Below are 13,029 nucleotides of genomic sequence, written 5' to 3'. Positions count from 1 at the left end.
ATGGCTGACCCCTGTGATCATAAATCACAGGGGTCAGCTTTTTTACATTTAATCCAAGCAGAACGGCTGCAATCCTAATGGCAGCGGCGCCGGTCTCTCGCAGGTGCTTTTCATCATATAATGAGCTCCTTGCTCCGAAGCGTCGTGGAAGCCGTGCATCGCTTCCAGAACGTGAAAGGCTAGCTCGCCATTCGCCCGATGCTTGCGGCCGGTCTGAATCGCTTTGGCCATATCGGCGGCGCCTACGCCGCGCGCGTTCTCCGCATATCCGTATGCAAGCGGAATGTCTGACCACTCGTTCGAGCCTGAACGCCAAATTTTGATCGTACCGCCAAATGTATTTGGGTCCGGAACAAGCATTGTGCCCGCGCTTCCGTATACTTCAATTCGGGGAAGCGTAGAACCCCCCTTCACATCGAAGCTCGTCAGCAGCGTGCCGATCGGACCGGATGCAAAATCCATTACGCCTGCAATATGCGTTGGCACTTCTACCTGTACCTTCTGACCATATTTCGGTTTGCTGGTAATCGTTCTCTCTGGATAGGAGATGCGTGCCGAGCCCGTTACGCGTGTTATTGGACCAAGCATAGCAACTAACGCCGTCAAATAATAAGGCCCCATATCAAACATTGGGCCGCCGCCCTTTTGATAGTAGAAATCCGGCGCAGGATGCCATGATTCATGTCCGCCACCGACCATGAAAGCGGTAGCGCCGATCGGCGTGCCGATCCAACCGTCCTCCAGCAGCTTAATGCTCGTTTGAATGCCGCCGCCAAGGAACGTATCCGGCGCGCTGCCTACGAGAAGTCCTTTTTTCTCAGCAAGCGCCAATACTTCCGCAGCTTCCTCGCGCGTAACTGCAAATGGCTTCTCCACATAAACGTGTTTACCCGCTTCGAGCGCGCGTAAGCAAACCGAAGCGTGCGCCTGAGGGATCGTTAGATTAATAATCAATTGGATATCCGGATCAGCAAGCAGCTCCTCGACCGAGCAGCCGCGGACACCGAATTCTTCGCCTTTCGCCCTGGCCCGCTCTACATCCAAATCGGCACAGGCTACAACCTGAAGCGCATCAAAGCGATTGCCGTTCTCAAAATAAATTCCGCTAATATTACCAGTACCGATAATGCCTGCTTTTATTTTATCCATGTTCACTAGTCCCTCGTCCCATATCCTGGTATTATTTTCCAACTCGCTGATTTCGCTATTACAATTGATTATCCGCCATGCCGCTGTATGCTGCCGCGCCTGTGCCAGCCGCTGCCGCCAGTGCTTTGCCTTCCGCACTCCACAGGAAGCCGCGTCGCATAAGCTCCTTTACAGCCGGAATTTCTATGATGTTCGCTTGATGGCCAAGCGAGTTGTAATAAACCCTTCCAACACCCCAACGCTTCGTCCAGACGACAGGCATATCGACCGCTTTATTGAGCGAATGAGGGCCTGGCGTTAATGGAAAGCGCGTCGTTGCAAGCACTTCAACTGCCGGATCGACGTGCAAATAGTACTGCTCTGTGCTAACGGTGAAATCCTCGATGCCTTCTGTCAGCGGACTCGACGAGTAGCTGATATTGACCTTATATTCAACACCGTCATTGCCGGGGTGCGCCACCCATTGGCCGCCCGTCATAAACTGCCAGTCGACGTTTTCGCGGAACGCATCGCACATGCCTCCATGGCAGCCTGCTAAACCGACGCCGCTTTGCACAGCTGCAGATACGTTATCGACCAGCTTCTGATCAATGCGCGCCATCGTCCATACGGGAACGATTAGATCAAGACCCTTCAGCTTCTCCGCGTCAGAGAAAGCTTCCAGCGTATCAGACACTTCCACCTCAAAGTCTTCATTCTCCAGCAGCTCACGGAAAATCTCAGCTACCTCCTTCGGCTGATGTCCATCCCAGCCGCCCCATACGATTAAAGCTTTTTTCATTGCCGTTTCCTGCCTCTCTACAGCTCTATTTGATAACATTTATGACAACTCGCTAATAGCAACCCAACGACGCTCGGCAATCGAACGTTCTACTGCCTCGAGCACCTCTTGGCATTTCACGCCGTCCACAAAGTTTGGAACCGGCTGGCGATCCTCTGCAAATGCCTGCATCAGCTCATGCACCTCATGCGTGAAGGTGTGCTCATAGCCAATCGTGTGCCCTGCCGGCCACCAAGCATCCATGTAAGCATGAGCGGGATCAGTCGCGAGCACGCGGCGGAATCCTTGTACATCATCTGCATCGTCGGCAAAATAAACCTGAAGCTCGTTCATCCGCTCAAAATCAAACTTGATGCTTCCTTTACTGCCGTTTATCTCAAAACTATTTGTACAGCGGTGGCCTGCTGCGAACCGTGTAGCCTCGAAGCTGCCGAGCGCCCCGTTCTCGAACCTGGTCATGAACAGCGTCGCATCGTCAACGGTAACTTCGCCGCGCGGCGCATCCTCACTGCCTTTTGCGCTAAGCCCCGTCATTGCCGAAGCAATCGGGCGCTCTTTAATGAACGTGTCGCTCATTCCGATTACTTCGTTAAACTCGCCGACGAGAAAACGAGCCATATCGATCAAATGCGCGCCCAGGTCCCCGTGCGAGCCGGAGCCTGCAATTTCCTTCTGCAGACGCCAAACGAGCGGGAAGTTCGGATCAATGATCCAGTCCTGCAGGAAAACAGAACGGAAATGATAAATTTTCCCGATGCGGCCATCCTCGACGAGCTTCTTCGCGAGCTGTACCGCCGGAGCGAAGCGATAGTTAAAGCCAACCATATGCTTCACGCCGGCTTTCTCAGCCGCCTCCAGCATTTCGCGTGAATCCTCGAGCGTGAGCGCAAGCGGCTTCTCGCAGAACAGATGCTTGCCTGCCGCTGCTGCAGCGAGGGCAATAGCCTTATGCGCATCACTCGGCGCATTGATATCTATTAAATCAATATCATCACGGTTAACAAGCTGCTTCCAATCGGTTTCTGAGCTTTCCCAGCCGAACTGTGCCCGGGCCTGCTCCAGCCCTTCCGGATCACGGCCGCATATCGCCTTCATCTCCGGCTTTAACGAATCCGGAAAAAACATCGGCAGCGCCCTATATGCGTTACTATGCGCTTTGCCCATAAACTTGTAGCCTACCATACCCACTCTAACTTTCTCCATTTGAATACCGCCTCTCATCTATTAGGATGTTTCTCTTGGGACAAGACTCACGGGCAGAACATGCTGACGTAAAGGATCTGTCTCATCTCCGCGCGCTTGATCAAGCAGACTGGCAGCAGCCAGCTTTCCCATTTCATAAAATGGCACCGATACCGTCGACAACCGCGGACTAATTATACGCGAGCCGTCTGAATCATCGTACCCGACTAACGCGTAATGCTGACCTGCCTCTAGAGCTAACTCACGTAAGCCCTGCATAAGTCCGATCGCCATCCGGTCATTTGCCGCGAAAACCGCATCAATGCTGCCGTCACGAATTTGCTTCGCAATCTGCTCCGCCAGCTCATAACCGCTTTTCCGGCTGTAATTACCGGTATACACGAGCTGCTGCCGGAAGGGTATCCCAGCCTCCTGAAGTGCCGCTTTATAGCCTTGCAGTCTGTCAGCACTATTGGAATATTGCGCGGGACCGTTCACGAAGGCCACCTTGCGTCTGCCTCGCTCTACCAAATGCCGGACGACTGCCATGCTCCCGGTGATATGATCTGCATCGACTGTTGCATATTGCTCCTCATCATACCGTTGGTTTACGAGGCAGAAGGGGAACCCTCCCGCCTTCAGCTCCGCTAGCGCTGCACGCTCCTCCGGAACATTTTGCGAGCCAAGCACGATACAAGCATCAATCTTCTGTGTCCGAAACAGCTTGGCATAATCTCTCGCCTCGTCCGGCTCTCTGAAAATAAGCAGCAAATCGTACCCGCAGCGCTTCGCCGTCTCTCCGATTCCGCTCAATATTTCCGAGAAATAATACGTCGAGAACAAATGAACCTTCGGTACGAACGGTAATATGACACCAATGTTCCCGCTTTTACGACGTGCGAACTGCTGTGCGAGCGCATTCGGAACATACCCCAGCTCAGCAGCAGCCAGCAGCACGCGTTCGCGCGTTTCCTCTTTCATTGGACCGACGTTGTTCAATACTCTGGAGACGGTCGCCTCCGAGACGCCGGCCAGCTTCGCTACTTCTTTCCTGCTAATAATCGATGGCCTCCTGAAAAGCATAGTTCATATTCAAACAAATTTAATTTAATGTACACGCGTACATTATGGCATGAAAACGGTTTAGCGTCAATAAGCTTATAGACGAAAAAAACGATCCGGAACAGTGACAACAAAGTTCCAGACCGCCATTTATTATGCACAGTTATGTCTTTTTCAACTTATTACCGCTTCGCAATTTCATTAATCCATCCAAATACGGCAGGTAAAGCGTTTGTTTGCTCGCTCGTGTCCATCCTTTTTATATAAGCATGACGGTTATCATATAAGCGTTCAATGCCATGAACCAATGTATCAACCGTGAGCTGCTCTTCATACAGAACATCGCAATAGCCCGATTTCTCAAACGACTGCGCATTCAATATTTGATCGCCTCTGCTCTGCTCCTTCGTAAGCGGAATAAGAAGCATTGGCTTTTTTAAAGATAGAAACTCAAAAATTGAATTAGATCCCGCGCGTGAAACGACAATATCAGACATCGCCAGAACGTCAGGTAACTGCTCGTTTATGTAATCAAATTGCTTGTAGCCAGGTAAAACCAACGAGGGATCCACTTGATTTTTACCGCACAGGTGTACGATTTGGAACTGCTTCGTTATGCGGGAAAGCGCCTGCCTCACCGATTGATTAATTTTACGTGCCCCAAGACTGCCGCCCATAACCAGAATGACCGGTTTGCTTCGTACAAAGCCGCATAACGCCCGGCCAAGATCCGCATTTCCTTGCTTTACTTCTTCGCGTATAACCGCCCCTACATGACGGCACTTGCCATTCTTCAGCATGCTTCCCGTTTCCGGAAAAGTCGTGCATACACCTGTCGCAAAAGGAATCGATATCCGATTAGCCAGTCCCGGCGTTAGATCCGACTCATGAATGAGAAGCGGCACCCTATTTAGCCATGCGCCTATTACAACCGGAACCGAAACAAAGCCGCCTTTTGAAAATATAACGTTCGGCTTGTGCGTCTTAATTAAACGATACGCTTGATAGAGTCCCTTTACTACCTTGAATGGATCTTTCACATTTTGAATGTCCATATACCTTCTTAGCTTCCCGGTAGATACAGCAAAATATTTGACGTCCGGGATTGTGGAGATGAGCTGCTTCTCAATACCGCTTTCCGAGCCGATATAAGCAACCGACCAACCCTCCTCGAGAAATCGGGGGATCAATGCCATATTAACGGTAACGTGTCCCGCCGAGCCTCCCCCGGTGAACATAATTTTTTTCATGAATGCCATGCCACCTATTCATCTGTTATCCTTTTATTATACGGGTAAAAGTTCTCTTTAGCACTGCTGCCATTCGTTGCATCGGAATGCGGTCTCAAACAAAAGCATCCCCGCTGCATGCGCTGCTGCGCACAAAGCAAGGGATGCTTTCTCACTAGTATTATTGCCGCATTCTTAAGGAGCGGTTTCCAAAAACTTAGAAGTCGGATTTTTGTCAATAGCCGTCCGCATTGCATATTCGTTTTCGAACAATACGACATAGTTGCCCTTCTTGTCCTTAACAAGCGTCGTGTTGATCCGGAACTTGCTTGGGTCGATTTTGTCGTCGACGATCCACCTGGCGAATTGGAACTGCATACGGTGCAGCTGAATGTCAACGCCATACTCCGCCTTCATCCGATGCTCGAACACCTCGAATTGCAAATGACCGACAACGCCGAGAATCGTCTCGTCAAAGTTGCCTGTCGAATGGAACACCTGAATGGTACCCTCTTCCGTCAGCTGGTCGATTCCCTTCTGATACTGCTTATGCTTCAGTGCGTTTTTAACCGTCACTTTCGCGAAGATCTCCGGCGAGAACGTCGGCAGCTCATCGAATACAACCTCAGAGCCTTGCGATAAAGAATCACCGATACGGAAGATGCCCGGATCGAACAGACCGATAATGTCGCCCGGGTAAGCGGTATCGACGATATCACGATCCTGTGCGAGAAATTGCTGCGGCTGCGACAGCTTAATGTCTTTGCCGTTACGCACATGACGTACGCTCATGCCCCGCTCGAAGCGGCCGGAGCAAATGCGAAGGAACGCTATCCGGTCACGATGCGCCGGGTTCATGTTCGCTTGAATTTTGAAGACGTAGCCGCTGAACTTTTCGTTCGTCGGCTCAACCACGCCGGTCGTGCTGTTGCGCGAGGTTGGCTTTGGCGCCAGCTGCAGGAAGTTTTCCAGGAACGTCTGAACGCCGAAGTTGTTAACCGCGCTTCCGAAGAAGACAGGTGTCAGCTCGCCTGCCCTCACCTTGTCAAAATCAAATTGATCGCCCGCGACATCAAGCAGCTCCAAATCCTGAATAAGCTGATCTGTCAAATAGTCGCCCGCCATCTCACGAATGAGCGGGTCGTTATAGTCGCTGACAGGACGAACTTCAATCGTGGAATGGTCATTGCCCTGGAACAGCTCGACCTGTGTTTTCATCCGGTCATATACGCCGCACAGCTCGCGCCCCATTCCGATGGGCCAGTTCATTGGTACCGAACGGATTCCGAGTACCCGCTCCAGCTCTTCCATGAGTTCAAAAGGACTTTGTCCTTCACGGTCCAGCTTATTGATAAACGTAAAGATTGGTATACCGCGCTTGCGGCAAACCTGGAACAGCTTGATCGTCTGCGCCTCGACGCCTTTGGCAACGTCAATTAGCATGACGGCGCTGTCCGCGGCGGTTAGTGTACGATAAGTGTCCTCACTAAAATCCTGGTGACCAGGCGTATCAAGAATGTTAACCCGGTGTCCCAAATAATCGAACTGCATGACGCTGGACGTTACCGAGATCCCCCGCTGCTTCTCAATTTCCATCCAGTCGGACGTTGCGTGGCGACTAGCTTTACGCGCCTTAACAGTCCCTGCAAGCCGAATGGCTCCTCCGAATAGGAGGAGCTTCTCAGTTAGTGTCGTTTTCCCCGCGTCAGGATGCGAAATAATCGCAAAAGTACGTCTTTTTTCTACTTCCTGTTTAATCTCTTCACTTAACGATTGGCTCATGCTTGCCTTCCCTTCATCATGCAGAGTATACGAAAGCAGCGTCTATTTCCCGCTGTTCGATACCCAAATAACATTATCTTCCTCTTGCCCATTGACCGGCCACCAGTGGAAGCCATCCTCTGCCAACAGCTGATTTGCTGCATCCGGGCCCCATGATCCAGCCGGATAGTGCTTCAAATCGCTCTTCTCTTCACGCCATGCTTGCGCGATACGGTCCACAAACGACCATGCTTGGGAAACCTCATCCCAGCGTGTGAAGTATGTAGAATCGCCGCGCGCTGCATCATGAATGAGACGCTCGTATGCTTCAGGCGTATTCAAGCCGATCTGGCAGCTTTGGCAAAATTCCATCGCAACCGGTTGTACGGAATTGTTCTCGCCCGGCGTTTTTGCATTTACTTTAATGTATATGCCCTCAAGCGGATTAACGCGGATGACGAGCAGGTTCGGTGCCAAATCATGACGCTGCGCGAACAGCACGTTTTGAGGCATCGATTTGAACTCGATAACGACTTCAGTCGTTTTTACCGGTAGACGCTTGCCTGTACGGATGTAGAACGGCACGCCTGCCCAGCGGAAATTATCAACGAAAACCTTAGCGGCAAAATACGTTTCCGTCGTCGATTCCTCATTCACGGATTCCTCTTGACGATATCCTGGAAGCTCTTTGCCTCTTAAGCTGCCTTCGCTATATTGTCCACGTACTACCTTTGAACGAACATCTTCACTGGACGTGTAGTTTCGAAGCGAACGAAGCACCTTTACCTTTTCGTCACGAATATCTTCTCCGTGCAAGCGGCTTGGCGGTTCCATCGCGATCATCGTCAGCATCTGCAGCATATGATTTTGGCCCATATCGCGCAAGGCTCCGGATTTGTCATAATAACCGCCGCGGTCCTCAACGCCGACCGTTTCCGACAACGTGATCTGAACGTTCGCAATATGGTTATTATTCCACAAAGGCTCAAAAAATGCATTGGCAAAACGAATCACTTGAATATTTTGGACCATTTCTTTACCGAGGTAATGGTCAATGCGGTAAATTTCTTCTTCCTTAAACACTTGATTAATTTGCTCGTTCAGCTTCTGTGCGGATGGAAGATCGTAGCCGAAAGGCTTCTCGATTACGACGCGGTGCCAGCCGTTCGATTCCAGCAAGCCGCCGTCGCGCAGGTTGAAAGATACAGGACCAAATAGGGAAGGCGCAAGCGCCAAATAAAATAGACGGTTGCCAGGAATAGCGTATTTCGCATCTAATTGCTCCGACAAGCGGCTAAGCTCACGGAAGCCTTCTACATCGTTAATATCAAGCGACATGTATACGAAATGCTCTGCGAACTGATTCCAAAGCTCGGCATCGTCTGCTTTGTAACGACAAAATTCAACGATCGATTCATACAGGTCAGCACGGAATTGCTCGTTCGTCCTAGGACGGCGAGCTAGGCCGACAACGGCAAAGTTTTCCGAAAGCTTGCCTTCTTTATATAAACTGAAAAGGGCGGGAAACAGCTTGCGTCTTGCCAAGTCGCCTGTTGCTCCAAACAGATAATAAACTGCGCCCTCTGCGGAGACGGAATCAAGATTATTGTTATAGGTCATTTGCCTCATTCTTTCCTATGAATTTTTATACAGCTTTACATGTTATGTAGTTTAGCATATCCATCCTTAAATCGCTATTCAACAGGCCATAAAAAATACTGATAAGGAACGTAATTTCTTCTGATCACAGCTCACCCGACTAAGGTTTTTCCGCAGTATTCACACTGTAGTCGCCCGTAATGACAGGTATTCCGATCGTCAAAGCGGTCTTGTCGGAATTTGTCTCTTTGTGTAGACCGATTTGTAAGTTTGCGGCTTTCCCGCTTCCGATGATAATTGTCGAACGCAGCATCCCGGAATATAACGTTTCGCTTACGGTTCCTCCATCAACAAATCGGTCAACCGACTTGGCATTTGCTTGTTTCATTAAATCCTGTATAGCTTGACCGTTTGCCGTATAGCCTTGAACCTTCATGCTGCTCGTAAAGGTTGGCGCAGCACGCGCCAGCTCTTCAGAAATGGAAGCAGCGGCTTGAATCAGTTTATGCTTATCCTGCAGCAGCGTCTGGTTCGTTTCAAGCAGCACCATGAGCTGCTCGCTGTCAATTGCCGTTTCCATGAGGCTAATCGATAAACGCCCGCCGTAAGCCTGCACCACCCCTGTAACTGTTTTGCCCTCGTTTTGGACAATTTTAGGTGTGGCATTTCCTTTTTCATCCGAAAAAAATTTAAGTACAAGCTCCTGCATCGTACCGGTATTCCCGGTCAAGTCCCACCTTACCGTCCAGACAGCCCCCGCCGAACCGCCCGTTAACTGGGCGTCGCCCCAAGTCCAGAGCGTCTGCAAATCATGAGTGAGCAGCTGCTCGGCTACGGTTGCTTCCGTCTGCTCGCTGTCTGCTTGCCACAGTGCCCCTGCTGCGCCTAACACCAGGACGAGCAATGCGAGCACAATGCCGAATCTGCTTCGTTTTGAGCGCTGCATGGGTGATTTGCGATTGATGACGGGCCTCGTTTCTTTTGGAATGTACATAATTTATATTCTCCTATCATCTCGGAATGGGTGAATATCCATACACGTTTGCCTGTAGGTGAATACACTGGTTGCAGGAATGATTAAGCGCAGCACGTAGTTAGTTTTTCTGCAAAAAATATTTAGGAGGTGTCACCGGCGAATGGAACCGATTTTCCCTTTACAAGAGGATGTCGTTCAACAGTATTGCGGATTGCCCGTATGTGTGATCATGAATGACGGCACGCGCCACGTTGGCATACTCAGCTCCTGCCGGGGCGGTAGAGTATTGCTCAATGCAAATTCGAACAGCGGTACTGAGGCCATATTGAATAAAGTGCAGCCGCAAGCTTCAAAAAAGAAAAAGGGCGGCAAAAAAGCGGATAACCAACAGTCTGAGCAAGCGCAAACGCAGTCCTATCCTTATGACCCGTATTTTTATGGTCCGCAGCCTTACTATCCTTGGGGAGCGGAGCTTATTCTCGATTTCGCGCTTATCGCATTCCTGTTTCTATTGTTATAATGGCCGAAGCGGCGCAGCTCTAAAGAGCAGAGCCGCTTTTTTTTCTTAAAAAAATACGTAATGTGAAAACAATTGTGGGGTGTGCTTCGTGCTGACAGGTTTCGCCAGCCTTTTTACAGTGTGTATAGTATGCTGGCGCTGCAATTATAAAGTAAGTGTGGAAGGAGTTTTTAGTATGACCGGATTTATTCGCTCGATTCGAGGCATTGAACGGACGAACGTCTACGCGCCGATACAAGCAATAAACCGTTATGCTTCTTACCCTTATCGGGAAGGCGAGCCTCAGCTGCCGCCAAACAGCGAGCGTGACTGGAATTACGTCTATAAGGAAGCCGCTGACAGCGCTGCTAAGTGGGTCCGCACAGCTAAGCAAGCTCAGTATGACTTAGACCGTTTGATGTGGGATTTGAGCCGGCAGTTTGATGCAGGCATGCCAGTAACTGATCATATACATAACCTCACCCGGCTGCTCAATGATTTGGAGTCGCAGTATCTCCTGCATGCCGGAGATTTAAAGCCGGGGCTATGGGCCAGTATTGAACTTGCTTTGCAGCATCCGGCAGCCAAGGAGCTTGGTCTGCAGCGCGGCCGGGAAAGCGGCAAGTGGGTTGTTGATCTACCATACTTTCGCCAGTCGCAACAACCGAAGGGGAATTTGAGTTTGGATGCTAAAATAGAAGCTGGTACGTATGCGAGTGCTAATTCTGGTGCTTCCAATCCTTTTGAACCCGCTTCAGCCCCCCGCATGAAACGGCTGCTGCTTGGTGCTGACGGTATGCTTACCGGATTAAAACATGCTTTAACCTATGCCGACCACCAAAAGGCTGTAGACCTACTGCAGCTCCGTTTGCCGACTTCACTTCCGTACGCTGCCTATTACGGATCAATCCAATCTTACTGGCCGCTTCCTACTGTCGGCATAATATTAAATCGCTATTTGTAATCGTAGCTCCCGCTGAGCTGCACAATATATAAGTGGATCAAACCATGAAAAAATATTTATTCTACATGGTTAGTCCTATTAGAAAGAGAAAGCTGTCTATTCCTCTATTCGTCTAAGCCCATCTTATTTCCTGCCATTTAATCGATGATTTTCCTGTAATTGAGACCGCAGACCCAAAGCGGCTATGTGGTGCAGGAATGCACCTTATTTCACTGTTCCCACAACCATGGCATGGCATTGGCGTGGCCCATCGTTGCACTTGAGTGTGCAACTTCTTAAAAAGTTATTTCTGTTCAGACCGGCTAAAAGAGTATCTTTAGGGGAGCAGAATAACCTGGATCATTTCACCGGCTTCGGCACCTTTTGAGCCTGAGGGGATAACTGCAAGTCCGTCTGCATCTGCGATCGAAGCCATCATGCTCGATTTCGAGAATGCGAGCGGATCAGCCAGTAACCTCCCGTCCGGCTGATGAAGCAAACGCGTGCGAACAAACCGGTCATGCGGACTTGATTTATCTATGCTTGTATGCAGCTGTGCCGTGACTGTACGAGGAAGCGCCTCCTCTACACCCTGCAGACGAAGCAGCGCTGGACGTACAAACAACTCAAAACCCACAAAGCATGCACCCGGGTTACCTGATAAAGCAAACAACAGCTTCCCGTTAATAACAGCCGCAGAAGTCGGACTCCCGGGCCGCATCGCTACCCGGTCGAACAATACTTTGCTGAGGTCATGCTGATCGCTTGTCCAGCTTCCTTTTTTGATAGAACGGAAGATTTCGGACATCACATCGAAGTCTCCGACAGAAACACCGCCGGTCGTAACGATTAGATCGGCCTCGTCCCACACACGGGCGAGCGCCGCCGCGACCGCACCCGCTTCATCTGGCAGCGTGCCGCATATGAGCGGCACAGCGCCGCTTTGCTCTACCATGGCCGCGACCATACAGCTGTTGCTGTCGCGGATCTGGCCCGGCGCAAGCGACGCCTCAACCGGCAGCAATTCGCTGCCGGTCGCGAATACCGCAACGCGCAGGCGCTTGTGCACCGGCACGACGGCATAGCCGAACGTGCCGAGCAGCGCAATATGGCCCGGCCGCACAAGCGTGCCGGGCTGCGCCAAAGCGCCCCCAAGGCGAAACTCCTCGCCTTGGGGCGCTATGTTCTGCCCGGGCAAGCCGGCGCGCTTAATCAGCACCGCCGCCGAGCCATCGGCCAGAATGGCTTCCGCCGTCTGCTCTAGCATGACGACGGCGTCAGCCCCCTCAGGCACAGCCGCGCCGGTCATAATGCGCACGGCAGTGCCCGTTTCAACGGCCGCCAGGGCGAGACCGCCCGCCGCGACCGAATCAACGACGCGCAGCGTCACCGGCTGCTCCGGCGACGCTTGCGCCACATCTGCTGCGCGCACGGCATAGCCGTCGAGGCCCGAGCGCGCGAAGGGCGGCCAATCGCTTGACGCATACATCGTCTGCGCAAGCCTTCGGCCGCCGCTGAGATGCAGCGGCACAAGCTCGCTGCCGCATCGCAGCCCTTCCGCAGCAGCAAGCACCCGCTGCTGCGCCTCTTCAACCTTCACAGCCCGCCGGTTAAACCGGCCAAGCTGCTCATTTCCATTCCCGGCTGCCCTCTCTAGCTCCGAAGGCACCTTCACACCGTTTATCTCCACTCGCTCTTCCGTTCCATTCCACTCTGACACAACCTAGCCCCCCGCCAAAATTCTGCAATGTCTCATGATGCCTCACTAACATTTTCCTTTATTCCTTATTCCTTCATACCGTTCTTTCTTTCATTCCTTCATCACTTTATTTCATTCCTTCATACTGT

Annotated in this window: 11 protein-coding genes; 2 read left to right on the top strand and 9 right to left on the bottom strand. The window is 51.2% G+C overall.

From position 1 onward, the window contains the following. Nucleotides 1–48: 48 nt before the first annotated feature. From DFP97_RS24705 to DFP97_RS24670, 8 genes are all read right to left on the bottom strand, one after another. Nucleotides 49–1,149, bottom strand: coding sequence for a Gfo/Idh/MocA family protein (locus DFP97_RS24705; protein ID WP_114383316.1), 1,101 nt, complete (start codon nucleotides 1,147–1,149; stop codon nucleotides 49–51). A 58-nt stretch (nucleotides 1,150–1,207) separates the two neighbouring features. Next, nucleotides 1,208–1,930 (bottom strand): ThuA domain-containing protein, encoded by a 723-nt coding sequence (locus DFP97_RS24700; protein ID WP_114383314.1) that lies wholly within the window; start codon nucleotides 1,928–1,930, stop codon nucleotides 1,208–1,210. 39 nt (nucleotides 1,931–1,969) lie between these two features. After that, entirely contained in the window at nucleotides 1,970–3,133 is a 1,164-nt protein-coding gene (locus tag DFP97_RS24695) for a Gfo/Idh/MocA family protein (protein WP_114383312.1), read from the bottom strand. 21 nt (nucleotides 3,134–3,154) lie between these two features. Next, nucleotides 3,155–4,195: a LacI family DNA-binding transcriptional regulator gene (locus tag DFP97_RS24690; RefSeq protein WP_114383310.1), complete on the bottom strand. Its 1,041-nt coding sequence runs from the start codon at nucleotides 4,193–4,195 to the stop codon at nucleotides 3,155–3,157. A 161-nt stretch (nucleotides 4,196–4,356) separates the two neighbouring features. Next, on the bottom strand, nucleotides 4,357–5,424 hold the full coding sequence (locus DFP97_RS24685; RefSeq protein WP_114383308.1) for an undecaprenyldiphospho-muramoylpentapeptide beta-N-acetylglucosaminyltransferase: 1,068 nt from the start codon (nucleotides 5,422–5,424) through the stop codon (nucleotides 4,357–4,359). 174 nt (nucleotides 5,425–5,598) lie between these two features. Further along, nucleotides 5,599–7,185, bottom strand: coding sequence for a peptide chain release factor 3 (locus tag DFP97_RS24680; RefSeq protein ID WP_114383306.1), 1,587 nt, complete (start codon nucleotides 7,183–7,185; stop codon nucleotides 5,599–5,601). A gap of 42 nt (nucleotides 7,186–7,227) precedes the next feature. Next, the gene (zwf, locus tag DFP97_RS24675) at nucleotides 7,228–8,784 is read right to left on the bottom strand and encodes a glucose-6-phosphate dehydrogenase (protein WP_114383304.1); all 1,557 of its coding nucleotides are present in this window, start codon (nucleotides 8,782–8,784) and stop codon (nucleotides 7,228–7,230) included. A 139-nt stretch (nucleotides 8,785–8,923) separates the two neighbouring features. Further along, on the bottom strand, nucleotides 8,924–9,757 hold the full coding sequence (locus tag DFP97_RS24670) for a YwmB family TATA-box binding protein (RefSeq protein WP_114383302.1): 834 nt from the start codon (nucleotides 9,755–9,757) through the stop codon (nucleotides 8,924–8,926). 142 nt (nucleotides 9,758–9,899) lie between these two features. Between DFP97_RS24670 and DFP97_RS24665 the strand changes: the two genes are divergently transcribed. Both DFP97_RS24665 and DFP97_RS24660 read left to right on the top strand, forming a co-directional pair. Continuing rightward, entirely contained in the window at nucleotides 9,900–10,259 is a 360-nt protein-coding gene (locus DFP97_RS24665) for a hypothetical protein (RefSeq protein WP_114383300.1), read from the top strand. A 175-nt stretch (nucleotides 10,260–10,434) separates the two neighbouring features. Further along, entirely contained in the window at nucleotides 10,435–11,202 is a 768-nt protein-coding gene (locus DFP97_RS24660; RefSeq protein WP_114383298.1) for a hypothetical protein, read from the top strand. A gap of 316 nt (nucleotides 11,203–11,518) precedes the next feature. Here the strand turns inward: DFP97_RS24660 and DFP97_RS24655 are convergent, their stop codons facing one another. Further along, the gene (locus tag DFP97_RS24655) at nucleotides 11,519–12,901 is read right to left on the bottom strand and encodes a molybdopterin molybdotransferase MoeA (RefSeq protein ID WP_245976585.1); all 1,383 of its coding nucleotides are present in this window, start codon (nucleotides 12,899–12,901) and stop codon (nucleotides 11,519–11,521) included. Between the last annotated feature and the right edge of the window lie 128 nt (nucleotides 12,902–13,029).

It is taken from the genome of Paenibacillus prosopidis, from assembly GCF_003337375.1.
Taxonomy (GTDB): domain Bacteria; phylum Bacillota; class Bacilli; order Paenibacillales; family Paenibacillaceae; genus Pristimantibacillus; species Pristimantibacillus prosopidis.
Note: the sequence above shows the minus strand (reverse complement) of the source record. Positions and strands in the feature narration are given on the sequence as shown.